A 22,250-nucleotide genomic window follows, 5' to 3' on the forward strand; every position below is an offset into this window, starting at 1 on the left:
CGCACTACGCAGGGGACGGGGGGGGCAGGGGGGGCGACCCAACCCCCCCACCCCCCCCCCCCCCCCCCCCCCCCCCCCCCCTCCCCCCCCCCCCCCCCCCCCCCCCCCCCCCCCGCGCCCGTACGGCGCGGCATCACCACCCGGACGGCCAGCAGAAGTACGAGGCCACCGGCCGTGCGCCAGAAGGTGAGCGCCACCGGGCCGAGCCCGCTGCCGCGCATGATCAGGTCGGCGCAGGGGCCCGTGGTCCCCCAGGAGGTGGCCGCGAAGGCGACGTAGAGAAGCCCCCGGCCGACGGGAAGCCGCCCGGCGGGGCGGGGTGCCCGGCCCGGGGCAGGGCATGCCGGAAGAGAGGAACGGACGGACTGCATGACTGGTTCTCCCGCGGAAGACATGAGGTGATCGCGTGGTCCCTGTGCGGGCAACGGCGATCCGCCCGGGGGTGGTGACACCCCGGGCCCGGTCCTCCGGGAGCGGCCGCCCGCGCTAGGCGGCGGGAGGCGGCAGAACGGTCATCGGCATGATCGGCACCCTATGCGGGCCTGCCTCCGCCGGACAACTCCCTTTCGGCGGCGGCGCAAGCGCCCTCGCCCCGGGCCACCGGCTCCGGCGCGGCCGCCTTGGGCGTCGAGCTCTGCGCGATGAAGGCACCCAGCAGCACCACGGCCCCGCCCACGGTCTGCGGCAGCGAGAGCTTCTCGCCCAGCAGCACCCAGGCCAGCACGATGGCGACGACGGCCTCCAGGCACGCGACGACCCCGGCCACCTGGGGCGACAGCCGCCGCACGGCGACCACGCCGGTGAGATAGGCGGCGACGGTGGCGATCAGCACGATCCAGGCGAGCAGCAGCACGGCGGGCACCCGGCTGCCGTTCATCTCCGCCGACCCGGCCAGCAGCGCCCAGTCCATGCCCCAGGGGCGCGCGACGACGGTCATGACGGCGGCGCCCACGAGGAGGCCGTAGGCGATGACACCGACCGGATCCGCCGGCCGGTCGCCGCCGGAGCCGTGGTCCGCCAGCACGAAATAGCCGACCTGGCAGCAGGCGGCGCCGAGGGCGAAGACGAGGCCCAACGCGTCGAAGCCCATCCCCGACCAGACCTCCACCACACAGGCGAGGCCGCCCACGGCGAGCACCACGCCCACGGCGGCGGCCCGGCTCACCGGGCGCCGCTGGACGAAGCGCACCCAGCCGAGCAGCAGCGCGGGACCGAGGTATTCGATGAGCAGGGCGACGCCCACGGGGATGCGGGAGATCGCCGCGAAGTAGCATGCCTGGACGCCGGCGACGCCCAGCAGGCCGAAGCCGACGAGCAGCGCGGGGCGCCGGGCCGCGAGGGCGCGGTGGCGCCAGGCCACGGGCAGCAGCACCAGCGCGGCCCCGGCCACCCTCAGCCATACGACATGGAGCGGGTCGAGGCCCGCCTGGATCAACGGCTTGGCCGCGACACCCGATCCGCCGTACGCGAGCGCCGAGACCACGGCCAGGCCGAGTCCGGCGCTCCTCCCCCGAGACGTCTGCATGCGAGCAGCATGTCAGCCGCCGACAGGACTGTCACCCTTTTCGCTCATGACAGACGGCGGCTCGTCCGCGTCGGCGTCGAGGCGCGCGACGAGCGTGCCGGTGTCGACCCCGGCCCTGCCCAGCACCTCGGCGGCGCGGCAGCCGTGGTCGCCGGCGAGCCGGGCGAGCAGGTCCACCCCTTCCGCCCGCGCCGCGCCGCGCGCACGGGCGCGGGCGAGCGCGCCCTCCAGCGCGGCGGCCGCGGCGGGCGACCACTCCGGCGAGCGGCCCGCCGCGAGGACGGGCAGCGCGCCGGAGTCCTCGGCCGTGCCGCTCCAGCGCAGGCCGTAGCCGATGGTCCGCTGGACGAGATAGCCGAGCAGCCGTACGACCGTGCCCGCGCCGCTCCCCTCCAGCGCCCGCCGCACCTCGGGGTCCGTCTCCAGCAGCGTGTGCAGCAGATGGGCGGTGTCGGTCTGGCGGTCGGCGTCGCGCACGGCACGCCTGCGGGCGCCCGCGGCGGCCGAGGCCAGCTCGGTGCTGAACCGGCCCGCGCAGCCGGCGCCGGCCGGTCCGCTGTCACATGTACGGCTTTGCACCCTTCCACCCCACCAGGAACGCGCCGTCGGAGCATCCCCGGCGGGAAGCATTCGCGCATCCGACGAGAGGTGGGCACGGGCGGCGCGCGCCTCCTCCTTGAGGAGGACGGCGGGTGCCGGCATCTCAGGGGCACCCGCCGCCCGGCTCCGCCGGCTCAGCCCTCCTCGGCGAGGATCAGATAGAGCTTCTTGCGCGACTCGTTGATGACTTCCAGCGCCTTCTCACGCTGCTCCTTGCTGCCGGTCCGCCAGACCTGCCCGAAGGCTTCCATCAGCCCGAAGCCCGCCTGCCGGATCTCCTGGGCCGCCTCCCGGTCGAACCCCCGGCCGACCTCGTCCCACGGCGTCTGCGAGCCCGCGTCGGCCTCGGCGCGGCCGGAGCCGGTGAGCGTGAACAGCTTCTTGCCGCCCTCGCTCGCGCTCTCGATCAGACCCTCGTCCTCGAGCATCTGGAGCGTCGGGTAGACGGAGCCGGGGCTCGGCTTCCAGGCGCCGCCCGTGCGCTCGGCGATCTCCTGGATCATCTCGTAGCCGTGCATCGGCCGGTCCTTCAGCAGCGCCAGGATCGACGCGCGCACATCGCCGCGCCGGGCCCTGCCGCCCGGACCGCCGCCGCGCCCGCGCCCCCACGGCCCGCCGCCGCCGAACGGCGGTCCGCCGAAGCCGGGTCCGAAGGGGCCGAAGGCGGCGCGCCGTCCCTCGAAGTCGCCCGCACCATGCCGATGCGCGCCACGGTGCTCGTGTTCGTGTCCTGATGAACGCCACATGACGTTCCTCCCATCGTTGATCGGTCGCGATGCTTCAACGATATATCGGAACCGATCGGACGACAACGCTTTTCCGGGCCAGTTCCCGGGCATTGGCTCTGGCCTGCGGCTTCGCGGAACTCCTACCGTCACGCCATGCGGATACGAATCGTCGACGCCTTCACCGACCGCCCCTTCGCCGGGAACCCGGCCGGGGTCCTCCTCTTCGACTCCGACGCCTTCCCCGACGACGCCCGGCTCCAGCGGATCGCCGCCGAGGTCAACCTCTCCGAGACCGCGTTCGCCCGCCGGCTGCCGGAGGGCGGCGAGGCGGACTGGGCGCTGCGCTGGTTCACCCCGGCCGCGGAGGTCGACATGTGCGGGCACGCCACGCTCGCCACCGCCCACGTCCTGCGCACGACGGGCGCCGCCACCGGCACGGTCCGCTTCGCCGCCCGCTGTGGGATCCTCACCGCGACCGCGCGCGAGGACGGCGCGATCACCCTGGACTTCCCGACCTCGCCGCTCGTCCCCACCGCCGTCCCCGAGGGCGTCGCGGCGGCCCTCGGCGCCGAGCCGCTCGGCACCCACGACACGGGCCCGCACGTCGGCGACCTGCTGGTGGAGCTCGCCGACGAGCGGACCGTACGCGCGCTGGCCCCCGACACGGCGGCGCTCGGCCGGCACTCCCGCCGCGGCATCATCGCCACCGCCGCGGCCGAGGACCCCTCGGCCGGCTACGACTACGTCTCGCGCTGCTTCTTCCCCAACGTCGGCATCGACGAGGACCCGGTCACGGGCAGCGCGCACACCGCCCTGGCCCCCTTCTGGTCCGCCCGGCTGGGCCGCGCCGACCTGACGGGCCTCCAGGCGTCCGCGCGCACCGGACTCGTACGCACATCGGTACGCGGCGACCGCACACTGCTGACGGGCAGCGCGGTCACGGTCATCGACGGCGAGCTGCTCGCGTAGGCCGTGCCCGCCGCGCGGCGGTGTCCTCGGGGCGCACCGCCACGGGCGGCGGCGGGCCCGCGCCCGGAACCGCTCACGCCGTGGGCAGCCAGCCCACCCGCCCGGCCAGCAGCGCGTAGCCGACGAAGGCCACGACGTCGATCAGCGCGTGCGCGGCGACCAGCGGCCCGACGCGGCCCCAGCGCCGGTAGAGCAGCACGAAGACGACGCCCATCACCATGTTGCCGGCGAACCCGCCGATCCCCTGGTACAGGTGGTACGAGCCGCGCAGCACCGCGCTCGCCGCCAGCGCGGCCGCCGGCGTCCAGCCGAGCTGGCCCAGCCTGCGCAGGAGATAGCCGACGACCACGACCTCCTCCAGCACCGCGTTCTGCACGGCGGAGGCGACCAGCACCGGCAGCTTCCACCAGACGTCGGGCAGCGACTCGGGCACCACGGTCAGGTTGAATCCCGCGGCCCGTACACCGAGGTAGAACAGCAGCCCGGTGCCGCCGACGGCCGCCGCGACCGCCGCGCCCCGGCCCAGGTCGGAGCCGGGGCGCCGCCGGTCGAAGCCGATGGCCCGCAGCCCCGCGCCCTCGCGCAGCAGCAGATGGGCGACCAGGAAGACGGGCACCAGCGCGGTCGCGATGCCGAAGACCTGCCAGGCGAGGTCCAGCCACGGACGGCCGGGGGCGTGCGAGGCGTTGAGCCGGGCGGCCTGTTCCTTGAGGCCGCCGGGGCGGGTGGCCGCGCCGACGAAGCTGATCAGCGCGGAGACGGCGCTGGCCCCGAGCGACAGGGCCAGGACGAGGAGGGTCTCGTTGCCCAGCAGCCGACGGGCGGCCGCCTCGGGCGCCGGCAGCGCGCCGCCTTCGCCCCGCGCGTTCTGCGGCACAACCGCCTCCACCTTGCGTGTCCCCTGCGTCATGGGCCCCCAGCTTGTCAAACGCCGGGCGGGCTGGAAAATCCAGGCCGCCCCGGGGAGGCAGGGGGCCACGCGGTGGAGGCCCCGTCAGTCTCCAGGACCCACGGGCCACAAGTGCACCGGCTCCCCCGTCCGCATCAGCTCGCAGTACCGGCGCGTGGTCGCGGCCAGCGCCTTGTCCCGCCCCAACCCCCGCTCCCGCGCCCGGTGGTACGTGGCCGCCTGCCAGGAGGCACCGTTCGCCCGGCGCAGGCAGCGTCCCTCGATGACGCCGAGGTAGCGGTCCCGGTCGGCGGGTTCGACGCCCCACGCGTCGAGCCCGGCGGCGGCCATCGGCAGCAGGTCCTCCAAAACGAGCCGCACGGCCGGCATGCGGGCGAGCGGGGCGTTCCTGCCGCCCTTCGGCCAGCGCAGCCAGGCGTCGATGCCATGGCGGCAGGCGGCGTCGAAGTTGTCGGCGGCCACCGGGAAGGGCATCCGCGTCCACACCGGGCGGGGCTCCTCCGCGAGCGCGCGGATCAGCCCGTAGTAGAAGGCGACGTTGGCGATGACGTCGGTGACCGTGGGGCCGGCGGGCAGCACGCGGTTCTCGACGCGGAGGTGCGGTACGCCGTCGGCTATGCCGTAGACCGGCCGGTTCCAGCGGTAGACCGTGCCGTTGTGCAGGGTCAGTTCGTGCAGCGCGGGCACCCCGCCCTCCTCCAGCACCCGCAGCGGGTCCTCCTCGTGGGAGATGGGCAGCAGGGGCGGGAAGAAGCGCAGGTTCTCCTCGAAGAGGTCGTACGCCGAATCGATCCAGCGCTCCCCGAACCAGGTCCGCGGCCGGACCCCCTGGGCCTTGAGCTCGGGCGGGCGGGTGTCCGTGGACTGGACGAACAGCGGCGGCCGGGACTCACGCCACAGCTCCCGCCCGAAGAGGAAGGGCGAGTTGGCCCCGACGGCGATCTGGGCGGCGGCGGCGACCTGCGCGGCGTTCCACACGGCGGCGAACCTGCGCGGGGTGACCTGGAGGTGCAACTGCACGGAGGTGCAGGCGGATTCGGGGGCGATCGAGCCCGCGGTGCAGGTCAGCCGCTCGACGCCCTCGATGTCGATCGTGAAGTGCTCGCCCCGCGCGGCGACCACCTGGTCGTTGAGGAGGGTGTAGCGGTGGTCGTCGGAGAGGTTGGAGAAGACCAGGTGCCGGTCGTCCAGGGTCGGCAGAATTCCGATCATCACGATCCCGGAATCGACTTCCATGGCCTTGCGGTCGGCATAGGAAAGCCCGGTGCGCAACTCCTCGGCGAGCTGGTCGAGAACTCGTCCGGAGAGCCGGTGGGGAACGATGTTCACCTCAAGGTTGAAGCGGCCGAGTTCGGTCTGGAAATCCCCGCTGGCGATACGTTTCAGCACTTCGGCGTTCACCATGCTCGGCATCCCGTCGGACCCCGCGAGATTCAGTTCGATCTCCAGACCCATGAGATTCCGGGGGCGGTCGAACCGCTTCTCCGCCAAAAGCCGCGCCAGCACGTCCAGGCACTGCCGGAGCTTGTCCCGGTGGCGCTGCCGGTCGGCGGGGTCGAACCCCCCGGCCACCAGCTTCTCACCCATCGCAACGCCCTCCTCACCCGGTCGCCCGCGGCGCCGGCGGCGCCGCGTCACGGTCGATGATGCCCAGCCATTGTGATCGATAACGCCCCGTGGGCACCGCATACGCAGTAGGCTCGGCGAGGTGTGCGCCGTGGCACATTCCGTCGGCATGGTGCAATACTCCGGTTTTGCGCATTGCGCTGGTGATAAACACCGACGAGATCCGGCCTACCCTCCCCGGAGAACAGCCCGAGGTGGCGGCCGGGAATTCGGCACAGAATCGCCGAAAACGACCCCGGACAGTACACCGGATTTCCCCTTGCCGGAAATACTCCCGACAGGTAGCCGAAACACCATGTGAACACGTGTCGTATAAACTGCGGAACAGGGCAGAGAGCAGCGCCCCGGCCCCGCGCAGTCGGTACGGTCCCCGGCCCCCCTCTGACCCCGCACGCCGACAGCGTCGTCCGCACCTGCCCAGCACCACGTGTCTCCCGAAGTGAGAGGCGACCCACACCATGCCGCTGCATGCCCTCCCCGCCCCAGCGCCCGCCCTGCTCAGCGTCGTCGCCGCCCTCGGCTCCCCCGCCGCCGTACGCGAGGCCCGCACCCCCTCCCTGCGGTCCGCGCAAGGGCCGCTGACCCCCGAACTCCCGCTGCCCGTGCACATCCTGGAGCAGGTCACCCCGCGCGGCGGTGCCCCTCGCACCCGGCTCACCGGCTGGCGTTTCCTGATCCGGGGGCCCGAGCGCACAGTGGCGGCGGGCGAGGCGGCGCCGACGGCCGAGGGCTGGGCGTTCTCCCACTTCTGCGAGGGGCCGTATCTGACCTCCACCGAGCTCGCGCTGCGCCAGGCCGAGGCGCTGCCGACGCCGTTCCAGCCGCGGCTGCTGTCCGTGCCCGCGCTCTACATGCTCACCCTCTGGCTGCACGGCGACATCGCCGCCGACGCGGCGTCCGGCCTGCCCGGCCCGGGTGACCTGCTGGTGCCGCTCGCGCCCGCACCACCCGGGATCGCCGCCCACCGCGCGCACCGCTTCAGCGACCTGCTGTCCGTCCTCACCCACCGGCTCGCACCGCCGCCACTGCTCAGGACGCCGGCCTGAACCTCTCCGCAGGGGACCGGACACGCCCCGTGGCCACGCCCGCCACGGGGCGCACATCTGTGCTCACCCTCCCGGACTAGCCCGTCGCGGCCACCCCGAACCCCCCGAACAGGCAGTCTTGTTGACGGCAACCGCCCGCATGGGTGACGCGTCCTCTTCGGCAGAGGAGCGCTGCCGGGAAATCCCTGCGGAATCGCGCCCGTGGGGCAACACTGGTATCGACCAAACCATTCGCCAACGGGGGGCGGCATGACCACAGCATCGAGCCGCAGGACAGCCACCACATCAGAGCGAAAGAACCTTCCCATGTGCCAGCACCAGCCCATGTGCCCGTCAGCCGACTCCGCCGACCGGGAAGCCGCCCACCTCGTGGCGCACTTCCCGGAACAGGGCTGGAGCCTGCTGTGCAACGGCGTCCTCTGCTTCGAGGACACCGGGGAGCTGCTGCCGGACGGGCAGATCATCGCCCCGCACCGGCCGCTGGGCAATGGCCACGTGGTGACCGCTGCCTGAGGGGCACTACCGCACACGATGTACGGAAAGACCCGCACCGTACGTATACGCACCACGCACAGACAGGGGCCGGCCCGGCGGATTCCGCCGAACCGGCCCCGACTCGCGTCCGGCCTCAGGGGACCCGGGCGTGCGCCCGGGTCCCGAGCGGGCTCAGTTCTCGTACTCCTCCAGCGGAGGGCAGGAGCAGACGAGGTTGCGGTCGCCGTACGCGCCGTCGACGCGGCGCACCGGCGGCCAGTACTTGTCGGCGGACACCCCGGCCGGGTAGGCGGCCTCCTCGCGGCTGTACGGGTGCTCCCACGCGCCGGTCACCGAGGCGGCGGTGTGCGGGGCGTTGCGCAGCGGGTTGTCGTCCTTCGCCCACTCCCCGGAGCCGACCTTCTCGATCTCGGCGCGGATGGCGATCATCGCATCGCAGAAGCGATCCAGCTCGGCGAGGTCCTCGCTCTCCGTCGGCTCGATCATCAGGGTGCCCGCGACCGGGAACGACATGGTGGGCGCGTGGAAGCCGTAGTCGATCAGCCGCTTGGCGACGTCGTCGACGCTCACTCCGGTCGCCTTCGTCAGCGGCCGCAGATCCACGATGCACTCGTGCGCCACCAGCCCGTTCGGACCGGTGTAGAGCACGGGGTAGTGCGGCTCCAGCCGCTTGGCGATGTAGTTGGCACCGAGCACCGCGACCTGCGTGGCGCGCTTGAGGCCCTCGCCGCCCATCAGCCGGACGTACGCCCAGGAGATCGGCAGGATGCCCGCGGAGCCCCACGGGGCGGCCGAGATCGGGCCGACGCCGGTGGCCGGGCCCGCGGCGGGCTGGAGCGGGTGGTTGGGGAGATACGGCGCCAGGTGGGCGCGCACGGCGACCGGGCCGACGCCCGGACCGCCGCCACCGTGCGGGATGCAGAACGTCTTGTGCAGGTTCAGGTGCGAGACGTCGCCGCCGAAGCGGCCGGGCTTGGCCACCCCGACCAGGGCGTTGAGGTTCGCGCCGTCCACGTAGACCTGGCCGCCCGCGTCGTGCACCAGCGCGCAGATCTCGCTGATGTGCTCCTCGAACACCCCGTGCGTGGAGGGGTAGGTGACCATCAGGACGGCCAGCTCGTGACCGTACTGCTCTATCTTCGCGCGCAGGTCGTCCGCGTCCACCTCGCCGTCCTCGCCGGTCTTGACGACGACGACCTTCATCCCGGCCATCACGGCGCTGGCGGCGTTGGTGCCGTGCGCGGAGGACGGGATGAGGCAGACGGTGCGCTGCTCGTCGCCGTTCGCCCGGTGGTAGGCGCGAACGGCCAGCAGGCCCGCGAGCTCGCCCTGGGAGCCGGCGTTCGGCTGGATGGAGACCTTGTCGTAGCCGGTGACCTCGGCGAGGCGCTCCTCCAGCTCCGTGATCAGGGTCAGATAGCCCGCGGCCTGCCCGACCGGCGCGAAGGGGTGCAGCGCGGCGAACTCGGGCCAGGTCACCGACTCCATCTCGGTGGTGGCGTTGAGCTTCATGGTGCAGGAACCGAGCGGGATCATGCCGCGGTCCAGGGCGTAGTCCCGGTCGGCGAGGCGGCGCAGGTAGCGCAGCATCGCGGTCTCGGAGCGGTGCTCGTGGAAGACCGGGTGGGTGAGGAAGTCGTCGGTGCGCAGCAGGGCCTCGGGGAGCGCGTCCGGCGTGGCGGCGTCCAGCGCCTCGATGTCGGCGTCCACCCCGAACGCCGACCACACGGACGCCACCAGCTCGCGGGTGGTGGTCTCGTCGCACGCGATCCCGACGTGATCCGCGTCGATCAGGCGGAGGTTGACGCCGCCCTCGAGGGCACCGGCGACGACCTCGGCGGCACGGCCGGGGACCCGCACGGTCAGGGTGTCGAAGTACGAACCGTGCGCGACCTCGACGCCACCGGCCCGCAGCCCCGCCGCGAGCAGCGTGGCGTAGCGGTGCGTGCGCCGGGCGATCGCGGCGAGGCCGTCCGGGCCGTGGTAGACGGCGTACATGCCGGCCATGACGGCGAGCAGCACCTGCGCGGTACAGATGTTGCTGGTGGCCTTCTCGCGGCGGATGTGCTGCTCACGCGTCTGGAGGGCCAGGCGGTACGCCTTGTTGCCGTCGGCGTCGACGGAGACGCCGACGAGGCGGCCGGGGAGGCTGCGGGCGAACTGCTCGCGCACGGCCATGAATCCGGCGTGCGGGCCGCCGAAGCCCATGGGCACGCCGAAGCGCTGGGTCGTGCCGACCGCGATGTCGGCGCCGAGCGCGCCCGGCGAGGTGAGCAGGGTCAGGGCGAGCAGGTCGGCGGCGACGGTGACGATCGCGCCGAGCTCGTGGGCGCGCTCGATGACCGGCCGCAGGTCGCGTACGGCACCGGAGGCGCCGGGGTACTGGAGCAGCACGCCGAAGACGCCGCGCTCGGCGGCCTCGGCCGGGATGCCCTCCGAGAGGTCGGCGACGACGACCTCGACACCGGTCGGTTCGGCGCGGGTCCGGATGACGGCGACGGTCTGCGGCAGGGTGTCGGCGTCGACGAGGAAGACGCCCTGCTTGACCTTGCCGACGCGGCGGGAGAGCGCCATGGCCTCGGCGGCGGCGGTGCCCTCGTCGAGCAGGGAGGCCCCGGAGGTGGGCAGGCCGGTGAGGTCGGCGACGACGGTCTGGAAGTTGAGGAGCGCCTCCAGCCGGCCCTGGGAGATCTCCGGCTGATAGGGGGTGTAGGCGGTGTACCAGGCCGGGTTCTCCATGACGTTGCGCAGGATCACCGGCGGGGTGAAGGTGCCGTAGTAGCCGAGCCCGATCATCGGGGCGAGCACCTGGTTGCGGTCGGCGAGCGTGCGCAGCTCGGCGAGGACCTCGGCCTCGCTGCGCGCCTCGGGCAGCGCCGACGCCTCGGTGGCCTTGATCACCTCCGGCACGGCGGCGTCGGTGAGTTCGTCGAGGGAGCCGAATCCGACCTGGGCGAGCATCTTGGCCTGGGCCGCGCTGTCGGGCCCTATATGGCGCCGCTCGAAGAGCGTGCCACGCTCCAGGTCGGAAAGGGAGATGCGGTGGGCTGTCATCTGCGGAGGCCTCCTGGTCTTTGCGACCTGCGAGGGGTACCACGGCGCGGGTACCCGGACGGCCTCCCCCTCTGTCATCTCAACCTGAGAGCTTCACCGGGCCGCGGGGACCCGGCTTTCACCGTCGGTGAGGACGGGCTTCGGCGTCGTGCCTGACCGGGGCCCGCCCTGCTTTCCAGAGTGACCTCGTCCGTGCGGTACGTGTGCCTGAGAGATTCCGGGGAGGATTTGCTCCTTCGGCGCCCCCGTCGATGCCCGGCTGGGCTCTCGGAGGACTCTCCCGCACGGGGTCTGCGGCCACTGGCCAGCCTACCAGCGCGGGTAGGAGGGGATCCCTCGAGTGGCCGGTTCCCGCTTTGTGCCTTTTCGTTGTTGTCGGGAGGGTCTTGGGGGGCTGTCGAGGCGGTCGGGGGCAGCGCGAACCATCGGAGGAACGGTGCAGACCGATATCGATCCACGCAGTCTCATCGGCCGCAAGGCGTTCGACCGTGACGGCGCGAAGATCGGCACCGTGGACGAGGTGTATCTCGACGACGAGACGGGCGAGCCCGAGTGGGCGGCCGTACGGACCGGGCTGTTCAGCCGGGACGCCTTCGTGCCGCTGGAGCCCAGCGAGGTCGTGGACGACACCCTGCGCGTCCCCTACGAACGCGCCCTGATCAAGGACGCCCCGGACTTCGGGGTCGGCAGGCACCTCTCCCCCGAGCAGGAGCTCCAGCTCTACCACCACTACGGACTCGCGCTCCCCACGGCGGGCTCCCCTCCCGCCGGGAACGCCGGGGACGCCGAGGACGCCGGATCAGGACCGGGCGAGCGGGCCGGTGAGGGGCTCGGCACGGTCAACGGCTCCGTCAACGGCTCCGGCGGCCCGGGCGGCTGATCCCCGGTCCGGATGAGCGGCAGGGGCTCCGCCGGCTCCAGCGCGGGGTCGTCGACGGCGAACGTGCGCACTCTCCCGGGCGCGGACCAGGGCTGTTCGAACCGCACGGTGACGCGCCCGACGCCGCTGCCCTGGATCCAGCCCGCCCCGTACTCCGCGTGCCGGACGTCCAGCCCCGGCAGCCAGCGGCGCGGCCGCGCCTCGGCGGCCTCCGGGACCTCGTCGGGCCCCTCCCCCTCGGCCTCGGCCTGGTGGAGCTCCGCCGCGGCCGCTTCGGCGGCGGCCGCCGCCTCGCTCGCGGCCTGGGCGAAGAGATCCTCCTGGGTGTAGTCGGCGAGGCCCGTGACTCCCACACCCAGGAGCCGCACACCCGCCGTCGTGTCCACGCCCTCCAGCAGCCGCCCCGCCGCCTCGCGCACCACGCCGAGGTCGTCGGTCGGCCCGCGCAGCGTCTCCGAGCGGGTCAGGGTGGAGAAGTCGTAGCGCCGCACCTTGATCACGACCGTGCGCCCCGAGCGCCCGGCCGCCCGCAGCCGCGTGACGCACCGCTCGGCGAGGCGGGCGAGCTCCAGCTGCACCCGGACGCGGTCGGTCAGATCCTCCTCGAAGGTGTCCTCCACCGACACCGACTTGGCATCCCGCTCGGCGACGACGGGCCGGTCGTCATGGCCGGTGGCCAGCGCGTACAGCCCCGCGCCGTGGGCCTTGCCCAGCAGCCGCACCAGCTCCGCCTCGCCCGCCTCGCCGGTCTCCGTGACCGTCGTGATGCCCGCCCGGCGCAGCGTCTCGGCGGTGGCCGGGCCCACCCCGGGAATCGCGCGGACGGACATGGGGCCCAGCAGCCCGGCCTCGCTGCCCGGCTCGATGAGGAACAGGCCGTCGGGCTTGGCCTGCTCCGAGGCGATCTTGGCGAGCATCTTGGACCCGGCGAGGCCCACCGAGCCGCTCAGGCCCGTCGCCGCGCGGATGTCCCGCCGCAGTCGCTCCCCGACGGCCCGGACCGCGGACACCGAGGGCTCGACACCGCCCGCTTCGAGATCCACGAACGCCTCGTCGAGGCTGAGCGGCTCCACCAGCGGCGAGAGCTCGCCCAGCAGCCCCATCACCACCTCGCTCACCTCGCGGTAGAGCGTGAACCGCGGGGTGAGATAAGCGGCGTTGGGGCACAGCCGGCGCGCCTGGGCGGTGGCCATGGCGGAGTGGACACCGAAGACCCGCGCCTCGTACGAAGCGGTGGCGACCACACCGCGCGGGCCGATCCCGCCGACCACCACGGGCTTTCCGCGCAGGCTCGGCTTGGCCGCCTGCTCCGCCGAGGCGTAGAAGGCGTCCATGTCCAGGTGCAGGATCGTCGGTGCGGACCTCACACCACTGATGTTCCCGCACACCACTGACAATCGCGCTGACGTGCGACGGAGCGTCGCCGGCAGGCCCTCAGACCGCGCGGTTGCGGCGCCTCGCCAGCTCGTCGGCGGGGTTGTGGCCGATCAGGGTCTCGCCCGTGTCCACCCGCTCGCCGTGCAGCTGGGAGAGCACGTGCTCGATATCGCGCCAGACGACGCCCACGGCGATCCCGAAGACGCCCTGGCCACCCTGGAGCAGGTCGACGACCTCGTCCGGCGAGGTGCACTCGTAGACCGTGGCACCGTCGCTCATCAGCGTCATCTGCGGGAGGTCCCGCATCCCGCGGGCCCTCAGGTGCTGCACGGCCGTGCGGATGTTCTGCAGGGAGACCCCCGCGTCCAGCAGCCGTTTCACGATCTTGAGGACGACCACGTCCCGGAAGCTGTACAGCCGCTGGCTTCCCGAGCCGTAGGCGGGCCGTACGCTCGGCTCGACCAGGCCCGTACGCGCCCAGTAGTCGAGCTGCCGATAGGTGATGCCGGCCGCGGCGCACGCCGTCGGCCCCCGATACCCGATCTTGTCGGTCTCCGGCCCCTGCGGTGCGCTGACCGCGGCCGGGACGGTATGACGGGAGGGCTGTTCGACCGTTCCCCCATACAGCGGATACGGACTGCCGACCGCTGTACCGTCGCCCATGCTTCTCACGCCGACCTCCGTCCTTGACCTGCCTTCTCGACGGTAGGCAGTCACCCGGGGCGCGTCAACGATCGCCACACTCGGCACGCCGAGTGATAATCACCCAGAGAGTGGTTTTACGTATCCGTGTGCCGGGAAAGGCTAATCGAATGCGCCGCGCCCACCGCTCCTGAGGGGCGCCGCGAGCCTCACTGGCTGTTGGTGCCGAAGTCCTCGGGCGAGATCTGGTCGAGGAACTCGCGGAACTTCTCGACCTCGTCCTCCTGCTCGTCCGGGATGGCGATCCCGGCGTCGTCCAGCACGCCGTCACTGCCGTAGATCGGCGTCCCGGTGCGCAGCGCCAGCGCTATGGCGTCGGACGGCCTGGCGCTGACCTCCACCCCGCTGGCGAAGACGAGTTCCGCGTAGAACACGCCTTCGCGCAGATCCGTGATGCGGACCTCCGTGAGCTCCTGCCCCACCGCTTCCAGCACGTCCTTGAACAGGTCGTGGGTCAGTGGCCGGGCCGGCGCCATGCCCTGCTGGGCGAAGGCGATGGCCGTCGCCTCTCCCGGTCCGATCCAGATCGGGAGGTATCGATCGCCTCCCACTTCACGCAGGAGCACGATCGGCTGGTTGGAGGGCATTTCCACCCGGACACCCACGACATCGAGCTCGTTCACACAGCAACCCTAGGACGTGCCCGGCAGGTTTGGGTAGTCGGGCACTCGCCGATCAGTGCGAACGCGTCCGCAGCGCGGCCTGTACGAGTGCCGCGTGCAGGCGTACGGAGAGCGCCGCGAGCTCCCGCGCGGTGGCCTCGGCGTGGGCCCTGGTCTGCGGGTTACGGTGCCTGCGCAGCGGTGCGACCACCTGTTCGACCAGGTCGGCCTGGCGGTCGGCGGCGGCCTTCATGGCGCGAAGGTGCCGGGGCTCCAGACCGAACCGCCCCAGGTCCGTCACCAGCTTCGCGACATTGACCGAATCAACGTCGAATCCGCCGTCCGGGTGGGGGGCGATCAGGCCGTACGACTCCCACTCCGCCAGCTCACTCTCGGTGACGTCCGCGGCGCTCAGGAACTCCGGCCTGCCGAGACGGGCCGCCGTGGGACGCCCGAAGGCCGCCACAGCGACCTCACCGGCCCCCTGAGCCCCGTCTGCGGGGCCGTCGAGGCCAGGAGCCTGGCCGGCGGGGGGCAACTGCACGTGCTCGCCCCTGGCGAGCGCGTCGAGGTGCTCCCTGATGACACGCAGTGGCAGATAGTGGTCGCGCTGCATGCGCAGCACGTAACCCAGCCGTTCCACGTCCTGGGCACTGAACTTCCGGTATCCGGAGGGCGTGCGCCGGGGCTCGACCAGGCCCTCCGACTCCAGGAAGCGGATCTTGGAGATCGTGACCTCGGGGAACTCCTCACGCAGCAGATTGAGCACCGTGCCGATGCTCACCAGCCGCCCTTCGACACCGGCGGCACCGGATGATCCGGCGCCGCCTGACGGTGTTCGCAGCATGGCCCTTCCCTGGAGGTCTCCCCGGACGGGGTCCGGCGGTGGTTCAGATCCCCCGCTGGCTGCCGTAGAAGACCAGACGGTACTTACCGATCTGCACTTCGTCGCCGTTGGACAGCTCGACCGAGTCGATCCGCTCCCGGTTCACATAGGTGCCGTTGAGGCTGCCGACGTCCGCGACGGTGAAACCGCCGTTCTGCCCACGGCGGAATTCCACATGCCGCCGCGAGACGGTGACGTCGTCGAGGAAGATGTCGCTCTGCGGGTGACGGCCCGCGGTGGTCAGATCGCCGTCCAGCAGGAACCGGCTGCCGGAGTTGGGCCCGCGGCGGACCACCAGCAGCGCCGAGCCCAGCGGAAGGGCGTCGACGGCCGCCTGGGCCTCGGGCGAGAGGGCCGGGATCGGCGTCTGGCCGGTGGTCTCGGAGTCGTATGCCTCGAGACCGGAGATGGAGATGGTCGAGGTCGTCTCGGAAGCCCGCTCCGCCACGGCCCCGGGACGCAGCGGCGCCCCGCAGTTGGAGCAGAACCGACTGGCCTCGGCATTGCGATGGCCACACCTCGTACACACCGGCAAGGCAAACCCTCCACCCGCACTTGAGGTCGCTGGTGCCCCGAAACCTATGCGTCCTGCCGCGGAAGGGTCAACAGCGGACGCGCCGGACCCTCCCGAAATGTCTCCTCCGGGCGCGTCCACCTGGTCCCGGAACAGCGGGCGCCCCTCCTGGGCGCCTTCCGCGCCTTCCGCGGGGCGCGACGCCCGGTGGCGGGCCGAGCCGCTGCCACCTTCCTGGCGTGCGCTCTTGCCGAACAACTTCGCAAACAACTTCACGGGCGATTCCCCTTGACCGAAACAGACCCGCCCGTGGGGCAGGACGAACCCTCGATGCACTCACCGTCCGACCGCGGACATCCATACAACGTCCGTGGTCAACAGACAGTTTCCACCACGCACCCTCGACTTGGTGCGCCGACCCCCCGCAACCTCATGGCCTCCGCTCGAAGCCCCCGACCCGCCCGCCCCACTACGATGACGACCGAGCGTAGTCAGGCCGCTTCGCCGGGCGCAAGGCGTCCACAACGATCTTCTCAGACCTGCTGACCGATACGCCCGCCTGCTCCTTCTCCAGAGTCTGCACGACACCACCGGGGATGTTCAGCGCCGGCTCCAGGTCCTGCGGCTTGCCGATCACCTTGAACAGGTAAGGCTGCGAGACCTTTTTGCCGTCGATCTCCACCTTCCCCGCGGCGCCCGAGAAATATGTGTCGGCGGTGACCCGCACGTCATTGATCTGGATCGCCTCCGCGCCCGCGGCCCGCAGCTCCTGGATGGTGTCCAGCAGCTTGTCCGGCTCGACCGACCCCTTGGGGTCGCTCACCGTGAGCTCGATGCCGGGCCCCTGCGCCGCGACCGTGCCCGCGAGCACGGCGAGCTGCTGCTCCTTCTGCGCGGTCTGCTTACGGGCCTCGGCGGCCTGGTTGGAGCTGCTCTCCAGCTCCGTCCGCTGGCTCTCCAGATTCCGCTTCTCGTCCTCCAGGCGCTTGGTGCGGTTGTCCAGCTCGTCCAGGATCCGCACGAGATCCTCCTGCCGGGCACCCCGCAGAGCACTGTTGTCGCTCGTCGAACGGACCTGGATGGCAAGGCCCAGACCGAGCACGCAGAGCAGCACGGCGACCGTGAGCTGGGCTCGCGTCAGCCGGGGCGGCCAGAGACCTTTCAGCAGCCGCTGACGCCCGGTCAGCGGCTCCGGCCCGGCCGTCCCTTCCGGTGACGGCGGCGCGCCCCCCGGTTCGGGCTCGGGCTCGGGCGCGACCTCGGGCTCGGGCTCGACGGGAGGCACCGCTTCCGGTGCGGGCTCCGCACCTGCCCCCGCCTCAATGTCCGGCTTCCCGGCCTCCGCTCCCCCGGCAGGCTCACCCGGCTCGGCGGAACCAGCGGCTCCGCCGGACTGCGTGCCCTTGGGCTCGCCGATCGGCCCCTCGGACCCGCCAGGCTTGTCGGGTTTACCGGGCTTGCCGGGGCTCTTTCCCGGCTTCTTCTCAGGCTGCGGCTCCGGATCGCCCGGCTTCGCCGAGCCGCCCGCCGGGGTCGGCTCCTCGGGCGTGTCGTCGGTACTCATCGGCCTCACGCCCGGAAGACATGCCGCCGGATGGCGGCCGCGTTGGAGAAGATGCGGATGCCCAGGACGACCACGACACCGGTGGACAGCTGTGCGCCGACCCCGAGCTTGTCGCCCAGGAAGACGATCAGGGCGGCCACCACCACGTTGGACAGGAAGGAGACGACGAAGACCTTGTCGTCGAAGATCCCGTCCAGCATCGCCCGGAGGCCACCGAACACCGCGTCGAGCGCCGCCACGACGGCGATGGGGAGGTAGGGCTCGACCACCGTCGGCACCACGGGGCGGACGACGAGGCCCACCACGACTCCCACGACGAGGCCCAATACGGCGATCACGATGTGCCCTTCCCTGTGTCGGCGCCGCGCTCTGCCACGGCACCGTCCTGCGGCTTCGCTGTGCGTACGATCAGGCTCGGCGCGGCCGGCAGCCGTACCTCGCCCTGAGCGGAAATGCTGGTGCGGATCCCGTAGTTCTGCTGCAAGGCGCGCAGATAGAGCCCGTCGGCGCTGTTCTGGAACGCGCTGCTCAGGCGGTCCCCGTCACCGATCGCCAGCACCGTGTACGGCGGCACCAGCGGCTTGTTGTCGACCAGTATGGCGTCACCGGCGGCCCTGATCGCGGACAGCGCCGTCAGCCGCTGCCCGTTCACCGCGATCGCCTCGGCGCCCGACTGCCACAGACCGTTGACGATGCGCTGCATGTCCCGGTCACGCACCCGGCCCGTGTCGGAGAAGCCGTTGCTCTCCCGCGGGCCGTTGCCGCCGCCCTGCTTGGTCTGCTTTGCGTCGTCCACGACGAGCTTCACGCCGGGGCCCTGCACCGCGGTGGCACCCGCGAGCAGGGCCACCAACTCGGCCTTGTCCCCGCCGTGTTTCTGCAGCACGTCGCGCTGCTTGTTGCCGACCGCGGCCCGCAGGGTGTCGACGTTCTTCTGGAGCGCGTCGGCGTCCGAGGACTCCCTGTTGATGCGGTCGATCAGCTGCTGACGCTCCTTGGCCAGCGTCGGTGCCGATATCCGCGCCTGCGCCGCCCCCAGCGTCACCACCACCGCGGCGAGCAGCAGCGCGGCGGCGAGCCCCAACTTGGCGCGCAGCCTGGTGGGCAGCCCTTTGCCGCCCTGCGCCTCCCGCCGGGCCGCCGCCTCGGCGTACCCCTCGTCGAGGCTGTGGTCCATCACATTGGTCAGCAGCGACATGGAGGCATCGGGGCGCGGCGACGGCGACGCCGTCGTCCGAACGGGGGGCTGCTGCGACATGCCGCACATCGTCGCATGTCGGGGGCGCCGTCTCCCAATGGCCCCACCGGCGTGCCGGATCGGGAACGAGGAGACGGCGCCCGCCCGGGCTCAGCGCCCGGCGCCGTCCACGACCGCCGACCACTCGTCTAGCAGCGCCTGCGCCGAGGCGTCGTCAGGGCCCTCCGCCCAGAGGTGCGTCACGGCCTCCGCGGGATCCGGGAGGACCATCACCCAGCGACCGTCGGCCTCGACCACCCGTACGCCGTCGGTCGTGTCCACCGACCGGTCACCGGCCGCCTCGACCACATGACGCATCACCAGCCCCTTGACCGCCCACGGCGTCGCGAGGTCACGACGCAGCACATGGGCCCGCGGAATCCTGGCGTCTATCTGGCTGAGCGTGAGCTGAGTGCGCGCCACCAGACCGATCAGCCGCACGAACGCGGCCGTGCCGTCGAAGACACTGCTGGACTCCGGCACGATGAACCCGCCCCGCCCGTCACCGCCGAAGATGGTGGTCTCCGCACGGCCGACCCTGGTCAGGTCGTCGGGCGAGGTGGTCGTCCACTCCACCTGCGTGCCGTGGTAGGCGGCCACTTGCTCGGCGATCCGGGTCGTCGTCACGGGGAGGGCCACCTTCCCGCTGCGCCGCTCGGCGGCCACCAGGTCGAGGAGGACCAGCAGCGCCCGGTCGTCCTCCACGATGCGCCCGCGCTCGTCGACGAGGGAGATGCGCTCGCCGACCGGGTCGAACCGCACGCCGAAGGCGGCCCGCGCCGACGCGACGATCTCGCCCAGCCGCACCAGGCCGGCCCGCCGGGTGTCGGCCGTCTCGGTCGGGCGGGACTCGTCGAGCCCGGGGTTGATGGTGAACGCGTCCACGCCGAGCCGGCCCAGCAGGCTGGGCAGCACCAGACCCGCGCTGCCGTTCGACGCGTCGACCACGACCTTCAGCCCGGCCTCGGCGACCCCGCTGGTGTCCACGGACCTCAGCAGCGACCCCGTGTAGGAGTCATAGACGCTGGAGGGGAACGACAGGTCGCCGATCTCACCGGGGAAGGCGCGCCGGTACTCCTGGCGGGCGTAGACCCGGTCGAGCTTGCGCTGGCCTGCCTGGGAGAGGTCGGCGCCGCGCTCGTCGAAGAACATGATGTCCACCGAGTCCGGCACGCCCGGCGACGTACGGATCATGATGCCGCCGGCACTGCCCCGCGCGGTCTGCTGACGCGCGACCGGCAGCGGTACGTTCTCCAGATCCCGTACGTCTATGGCGCTGGCCTGGAGCGCGGAGATCACCGCACGCTTGAGCGCCCGGGCGCCCCGGGAGTGGTCACGCGCGGTGGTGACCGTCGATCCCTTCTTGAGCGTGGTGGCGTACGCGCCGGCGAGCCGGACCGCGAGCTCGGGGGTGATCTCGACATTGAGGATGCCGGAGACCCCGCGCGTGCCGAAGAGGTGGGCCTGGCCGCGGGATTCCCAGATGACCGAGGTGTTGACGAACGCGCCCGCCTCGATCGTCTTGAACGGGTAGACCCGGACGTTGCCCTGAATAATCGATTCCTCGCCGATGAGGCACTCGTCGCCGATCACGGCGCCGTCCTCGATGCGGGCGGCGCGCATGATGTCGGTGTTCTTGCCGATCACGCAGCCGCGCAGATTGCTCTGCTGGCCGATGTAGACGTTGTCGTGGATGACGGCCTTGTGCAGGAAGGCCCCGCTCTTGACGACCACGTTGGAGCCCACGACGGTGTGCTCCCGGATCTCGGCGCCGGCCTCGACCTTCGCGTAGTCGCCGATGTAGAGCGGGCCGCGGAGGACGGCCTCGGGGTGGACCTCCGCGCCCTCGGCCACCCAGACGCCCGGCGAGATCTCGAAACCGTCTATGTCGACGTCGACTCTGCCTTCGAGGACATCGGCCTGGGCCTTGCCGTAGCTCTCGTGGGTGCCGACATCCTCCCAATAGCCCTCGGCGACATAGCCGTAGATCGGCTTGCCGTCCTTCATCAGCTGGGGGAAGACATCGCCCGACCAGTCGACCGGCACATCGGGCTGGACGTAGTCGAAGACCTCCGGCTCCATGACATAGATGCCGGTGTTCACCGTGTCGGAGAAGACCTGGCCCCAGGTGGGCTTTTCCAGGAAGCGCTCGACCTTGCCGTCGTCGTCGACGATGGTGATGCCGAATTCCAGGGGGTTCGGCACCCGGGTGAGACAGACGGTGACGAGGGCGCCCTTGGCCTTGTGGAAACGGATCAGGTCGGTCAGGTCGAAATCGGTGAGGGCGTCTCCGGAGATCACCAGAAAGGCGTCGTCCTTGAGCGCCTCCTCGGCATTCTTGACGCTGCCCGCGGTGCCGAGTGGCTTTTCCTCATTGGCGTAGGTGAGCTCCATGCCGAGCTCCTCGCCGTCCCCGAAGTAGTTCTTGACGAGGGAGGCGAGGAACTGCACGGTCACCACGGTCTCGGTGAGCCCGTGCCGTTTGAGCAGTCTCAGCACATGCTCCATGATCGGCCGGTTGGCCACCGGCAGGAGCGGCTTGGGCATGCTCGAGGTCATGGGGCGAAGTCTTGTGCCTTCGCCACCGGCCATCACGACGGCCTTCATGTCGGAAGCGTCCTCCTTGAGAGACGACGGTCATCCCGACTGCACCCGCCGGGGCCGGGCTGCGTAACTCACATACGGCATCCGGCCCTGCTACGGCTCTTCAACTACGGCGAGGCCAGTCGGGCCTGTCGGTCCGTTTTGACGAGTCGGCGGACCTGAACCACGTAGAGGATTCCTGCCCACCAATAGAGGGTTGTACCCCATCCGGCGAACGCCCATCCGAAAATCGCCGCGAGGGAGCGCAACAGGCCCTCACCCTCACTGAGAAGCAGCAACGGGAACGCGTACATCAGATTGAACGTGGCGGCCTTGCCGAGGAAGTTGACCTGCGGCGGCGGATAGCCGTGGCGGCGCAGAATCCACACCATGACCAGCAGCATCGCTTCGCGTGCCAGAAGGGCGGCGGTGAGCCAGAGCGGAAGGATCCCCCGCCAGGTGAGGCCGACCAGCGTGGAGAGGATGTAGAGCCGGTCGGCGGCGGGGTCGAGGAGCCGGCCGAGGCTGCTGATCTGGTTCCAGCGCCGGGCGAGCTTTCCGTCGAGGTAATCGCTGACCCCGCTCAGGGCGAGGACCAGCAGCGCCCATCCGTCACTGCGCGGGCCGCCGAACTCCGGCCGGAGGATCAGCCACAGGAAGAGGGGGACGCCGACGAGGCGAGCCATGCTGAGGATGTTCGGGATGGTGAGGACGCGGTCGGTCTGTACGCGCGTCTCCTGGACCTCCACCCGGGGGCCTCCTGTGGGGATATGTACCAACGATGCCCCATGACCCTACCCGCAGTCGCGGCCGGACCGTGCAGAGGGGTCGGAGGACGGCCGGCAAGGGGCGCGCCATAAACGCAAAAATGCCTCAGGCCCCGGGTCTATGACCCGGGGCCTGAGGCTAAAATTTGTTCGGCGGCGTCCTACTCTCCCACACGGTCCCCCAT

19 protein-coding genes, 3 pseudogenes and 1 riboswitch are annotated in these 22,250 nt (G+C 71.7%); of the genes and pseudogenes, 4 read left to right on the forward strand and 18 right to left on the reverse strand.

Annotated elements, in window-relative coordinates; genetic code table 11:
• The 4 genes and pseudogenes from ACZ4A5_RS29870 to ACZ4A5_RS29885 form a co-directional block, all read right to left on the reverse strand.
• Positions 1–371 (reverse strand): annotated as a pseudogene (locus tag ACZ4A5_RS29870) (hypothetical protein); the annotation flags it as partial.
• A gap of 161 nt (positions 372–532) precedes the next feature.
• Complete coding sequence (locus tag ACZ4A5_RS29875; RefSeq protein WP_467591005.1) at positions 533–1,525, reverse strand: EamA family transporter; 993 nt, start codon at positions 1,523–1,525, stop codon at positions 533–535.
• Positions 1,526–1,537: 12 nt separating this feature from the next.
• A complete protein-coding gene (locus tag ACZ4A5_RS29880) occupies positions 1,538–2,104 on the reverse strand; it encodes a hypothetical protein (protein ID WP_467591008.1) in 567 nt (188 codons plus the stop codon).
• 155 nt (positions 2,105–2,259) lie between these two features.
• Positions 2,260–2,871: a PadR family transcriptional regulator gene (locus ACZ4A5_RS29885; protein WP_467591011.1), complete on the reverse strand. Its 612-nt coding sequence runs from the start codon at positions 2,869–2,871 to the stop codon at positions 2,260–2,262.
• A 135-nt stretch (positions 2,872–3,006) separates the two neighbouring features.
• On the opposite strand from ACZ4A5_RS29885, the gene ACZ4A5_RS29890 reads away from it, so the two are divergent.
• Complete coding sequence (locus ACZ4A5_RS29890; protein ID WP_467591014.1) at positions 3,007–3,822, forward strand: PhzF family phenazine biosynthesis protein; 816 nt, start codon at positions 3,007–3,009, stop codon at positions 3,820–3,822.
• Positions 3,823–3,895: 73 nt separating this feature from the next.
• Here the strand turns inward: ACZ4A5_RS29890 and ACZ4A5_RS29895 are convergent, their stop codons facing one another.
• Both ACZ4A5_RS29895 and ACZ4A5_RS29900 read right to left on the reverse strand, forming a co-directional pair.
• Positions 3,896–4,732 (reverse strand): CPBP family intramembrane glutamic endopeptidase, encoded by an 837-nt coding sequence (locus tag ACZ4A5_RS29895; RefSeq protein ID WP_467591016.1) that lies wholly within the window; start codon positions 4,730–4,732, stop codon positions 3,896–3,898.
• A gap of 84 nt (positions 4,733–4,816) precedes the next feature.
• Positions 4,817–6,319 (reverse strand): glutamate-cysteine ligase family protein, encoded by a 1,503-nt coding sequence (locus tag ACZ4A5_RS29900; RefSeq protein ID WP_467591019.1) that lies wholly within the window; start codon positions 6,317–6,319, stop codon positions 4,817–4,819.
• Positions 6,320–6,816: 497 nt separating this feature from the next.
• On the opposite strand from ACZ4A5_RS29900, the gene ACZ4A5_RS29905 reads away from it, so the two are divergent.
• Complete coding sequence (locus ACZ4A5_RS29905; protein WP_467591022.1) at positions 6,817–7,404, forward strand: hypothetical protein; 588 nt, start codon at positions 6,817–6,819, stop codon at positions 7,402–7,404.
• A gap of 306 nt (positions 7,405–7,710) precedes the next feature.
• Complete coding sequence (locus ACZ4A5_RS29910) at positions 7,711–7,917, forward strand: DUF5999 family protein (RefSeq protein ID WP_467591025.1); 207 nt, start codon at positions 7,711–7,713, stop codon at positions 7,915–7,917.
• A gap of 153 nt (positions 7,918–8,070) precedes the next feature.
• Here the strand turns inward: ACZ4A5_RS29910 and gcvP are convergent, their stop codons facing one another.
• Positions 8,071–10,953 carry an aminomethyl-transferring glycine dehydrogenase gene (gcvP, locus tag ACZ4A5_RS29915; protein WP_467591027.1) on the reverse strand — a complete coding sequence of 961 codons (2,883 nt, stop codon included), beginning with the start codon at positions 10,951–10,953 and terminating at the stop codon, positions 8,071–8,073.
• A gap of 185 nt (positions 10,954–11,138) precedes the next feature.
• Positions 11,139–11,246, reverse strand: a riboswitch (glycine riboswitch).
• A gap of 131 nt (positions 11,247–11,377) precedes the next feature.
• Here gcvP and ACZ4A5_RS29920 point away from each other — a divergent pair.
• Positions 11,378–11,833: a PRC-barrel domain-containing protein gene (locus tag ACZ4A5_RS29920; protein WP_467591044.1), complete on the forward strand. Its 456-nt coding sequence runs from the start codon at positions 11,378–11,380 to the stop codon at positions 11,831–11,833.
• A gap of 68 nt (positions 11,834–11,901) precedes the next feature.
• Here ACZ4A5_RS29920 and ACZ4A5_RS29925 read toward each other — a convergent pair.
• The 11 genes and pseudogenes from ACZ4A5_RS29925 to ACZ4A5_RS29975 form a co-directional block, all read right to left on the reverse strand.
• A pseudogene (locus ACZ4A5_RS29925) lies at positions 11,902–13,167 on the reverse strand (DNA polymerase IV); the annotation flags it as partial.
• Between the two features lie 100 nt (positions 13,168–13,267).
• On the reverse strand, positions 13,268–13,882 hold the full coding sequence (locus ACZ4A5_RS29930) for a MerR family transcriptional regulator (RefSeq protein WP_467591030.1): 615 nt from the start codon (positions 13,880–13,882) through the stop codon (positions 13,268–13,270).
• Positions 13,883–14,061: 179 nt separating this feature from the next.
• Positions 14,062–14,535, reverse strand: coding sequence for a bifunctional nuclease family protein (locus ACZ4A5_RS29935; protein WP_006123076.1), 474 nt, complete (start codon positions 14,533–14,535; stop codon positions 14,062–14,064).
• A gap of 52 nt (positions 14,536–14,587) precedes the next feature.
• Positions 14,588–15,361, reverse strand: coding sequence for a transcriptional regulator FtsR (gene ftsR, locus ACZ4A5_RS29940; RefSeq protein ID WP_467591033.1), 774 nt, complete (start codon positions 15,359–15,361; stop codon positions 14,588–14,590).
• A gap of 43 nt (positions 15,362–15,404) precedes the next feature.
• Positions 15,405–15,848: an FHA domain-containing protein gene (locus ACZ4A5_RS29945; RefSeq protein ID WP_398874313.1), complete on the reverse strand. Its 444-nt coding sequence runs from the start codon at positions 15,846–15,848 to the stop codon at positions 15,405–15,407.
• Positions 15,849–15,890: 42 nt separating this feature from the next.
• Positions 15,891–16,250 (reverse strand): annotated as a pseudogene (locus tag ACZ4A5_RS29950) (FHA domain-containing protein); the annotation flags it as partial.
• Between the two features lie 133 nt (positions 16,251–16,383).
• Positions 16,384–17,478: a DUF881 domain-containing protein gene (locus tag ACZ4A5_RS29955; RefSeq protein WP_467591035.1), complete on the reverse strand. Its 1,095-nt coding sequence runs from the start codon at positions 17,476–17,478 to the stop codon at positions 16,384–16,386.
• Positions 17,479–17,483: 5 nt separating this feature from the next.
• Entirely contained in the window at positions 17,484–17,816 is a 333-nt protein-coding gene (locus ACZ4A5_RS29960; protein WP_030364457.1) for a small basic family protein, read from the reverse strand.
• Positions 17,813–18,736, reverse strand: coding sequence for a DUF881 domain-containing protein (locus ACZ4A5_RS29965; RefSeq protein WP_467591038.1), 924 nt, complete (start codon positions 18,734–18,736; stop codon positions 17,813–17,815). Before ACZ4A5_RS29965 ends, ACZ4A5_RS29960 begins: the two co-directional genes overlap by 4 nt.
• Before the next feature lie 90 nt (positions 18,737–18,826).
• The gene (locus ACZ4A5_RS29970; protein ID WP_467591041.1) at positions 18,827–21,322 is read right to left on the reverse strand and encodes a sugar phosphate nucleotidyltransferase; all 2,496 of its coding nucleotides are present in this window, start codon (positions 21,320–21,322) and stop codon (positions 18,827–18,829) included.
• A 104-nt stretch (positions 21,323–21,426) separates the two neighbouring features.
• On the reverse strand, positions 21,427–22,047 hold the full coding sequence (locus tag ACZ4A5_RS29975) for a CDP-alcohol phosphatidyltransferase family protein (protein ID WP_398874301.1): 621 nt from the start codon (positions 22,045–22,047) through the stop codon (positions 21,427–21,429).
• Positions 22,048–22,250: the final 203 nt, after the last annotated feature.

It is taken from the genome of Streptomyces sp. NPDC025618, from assembly GCF_055558795.1.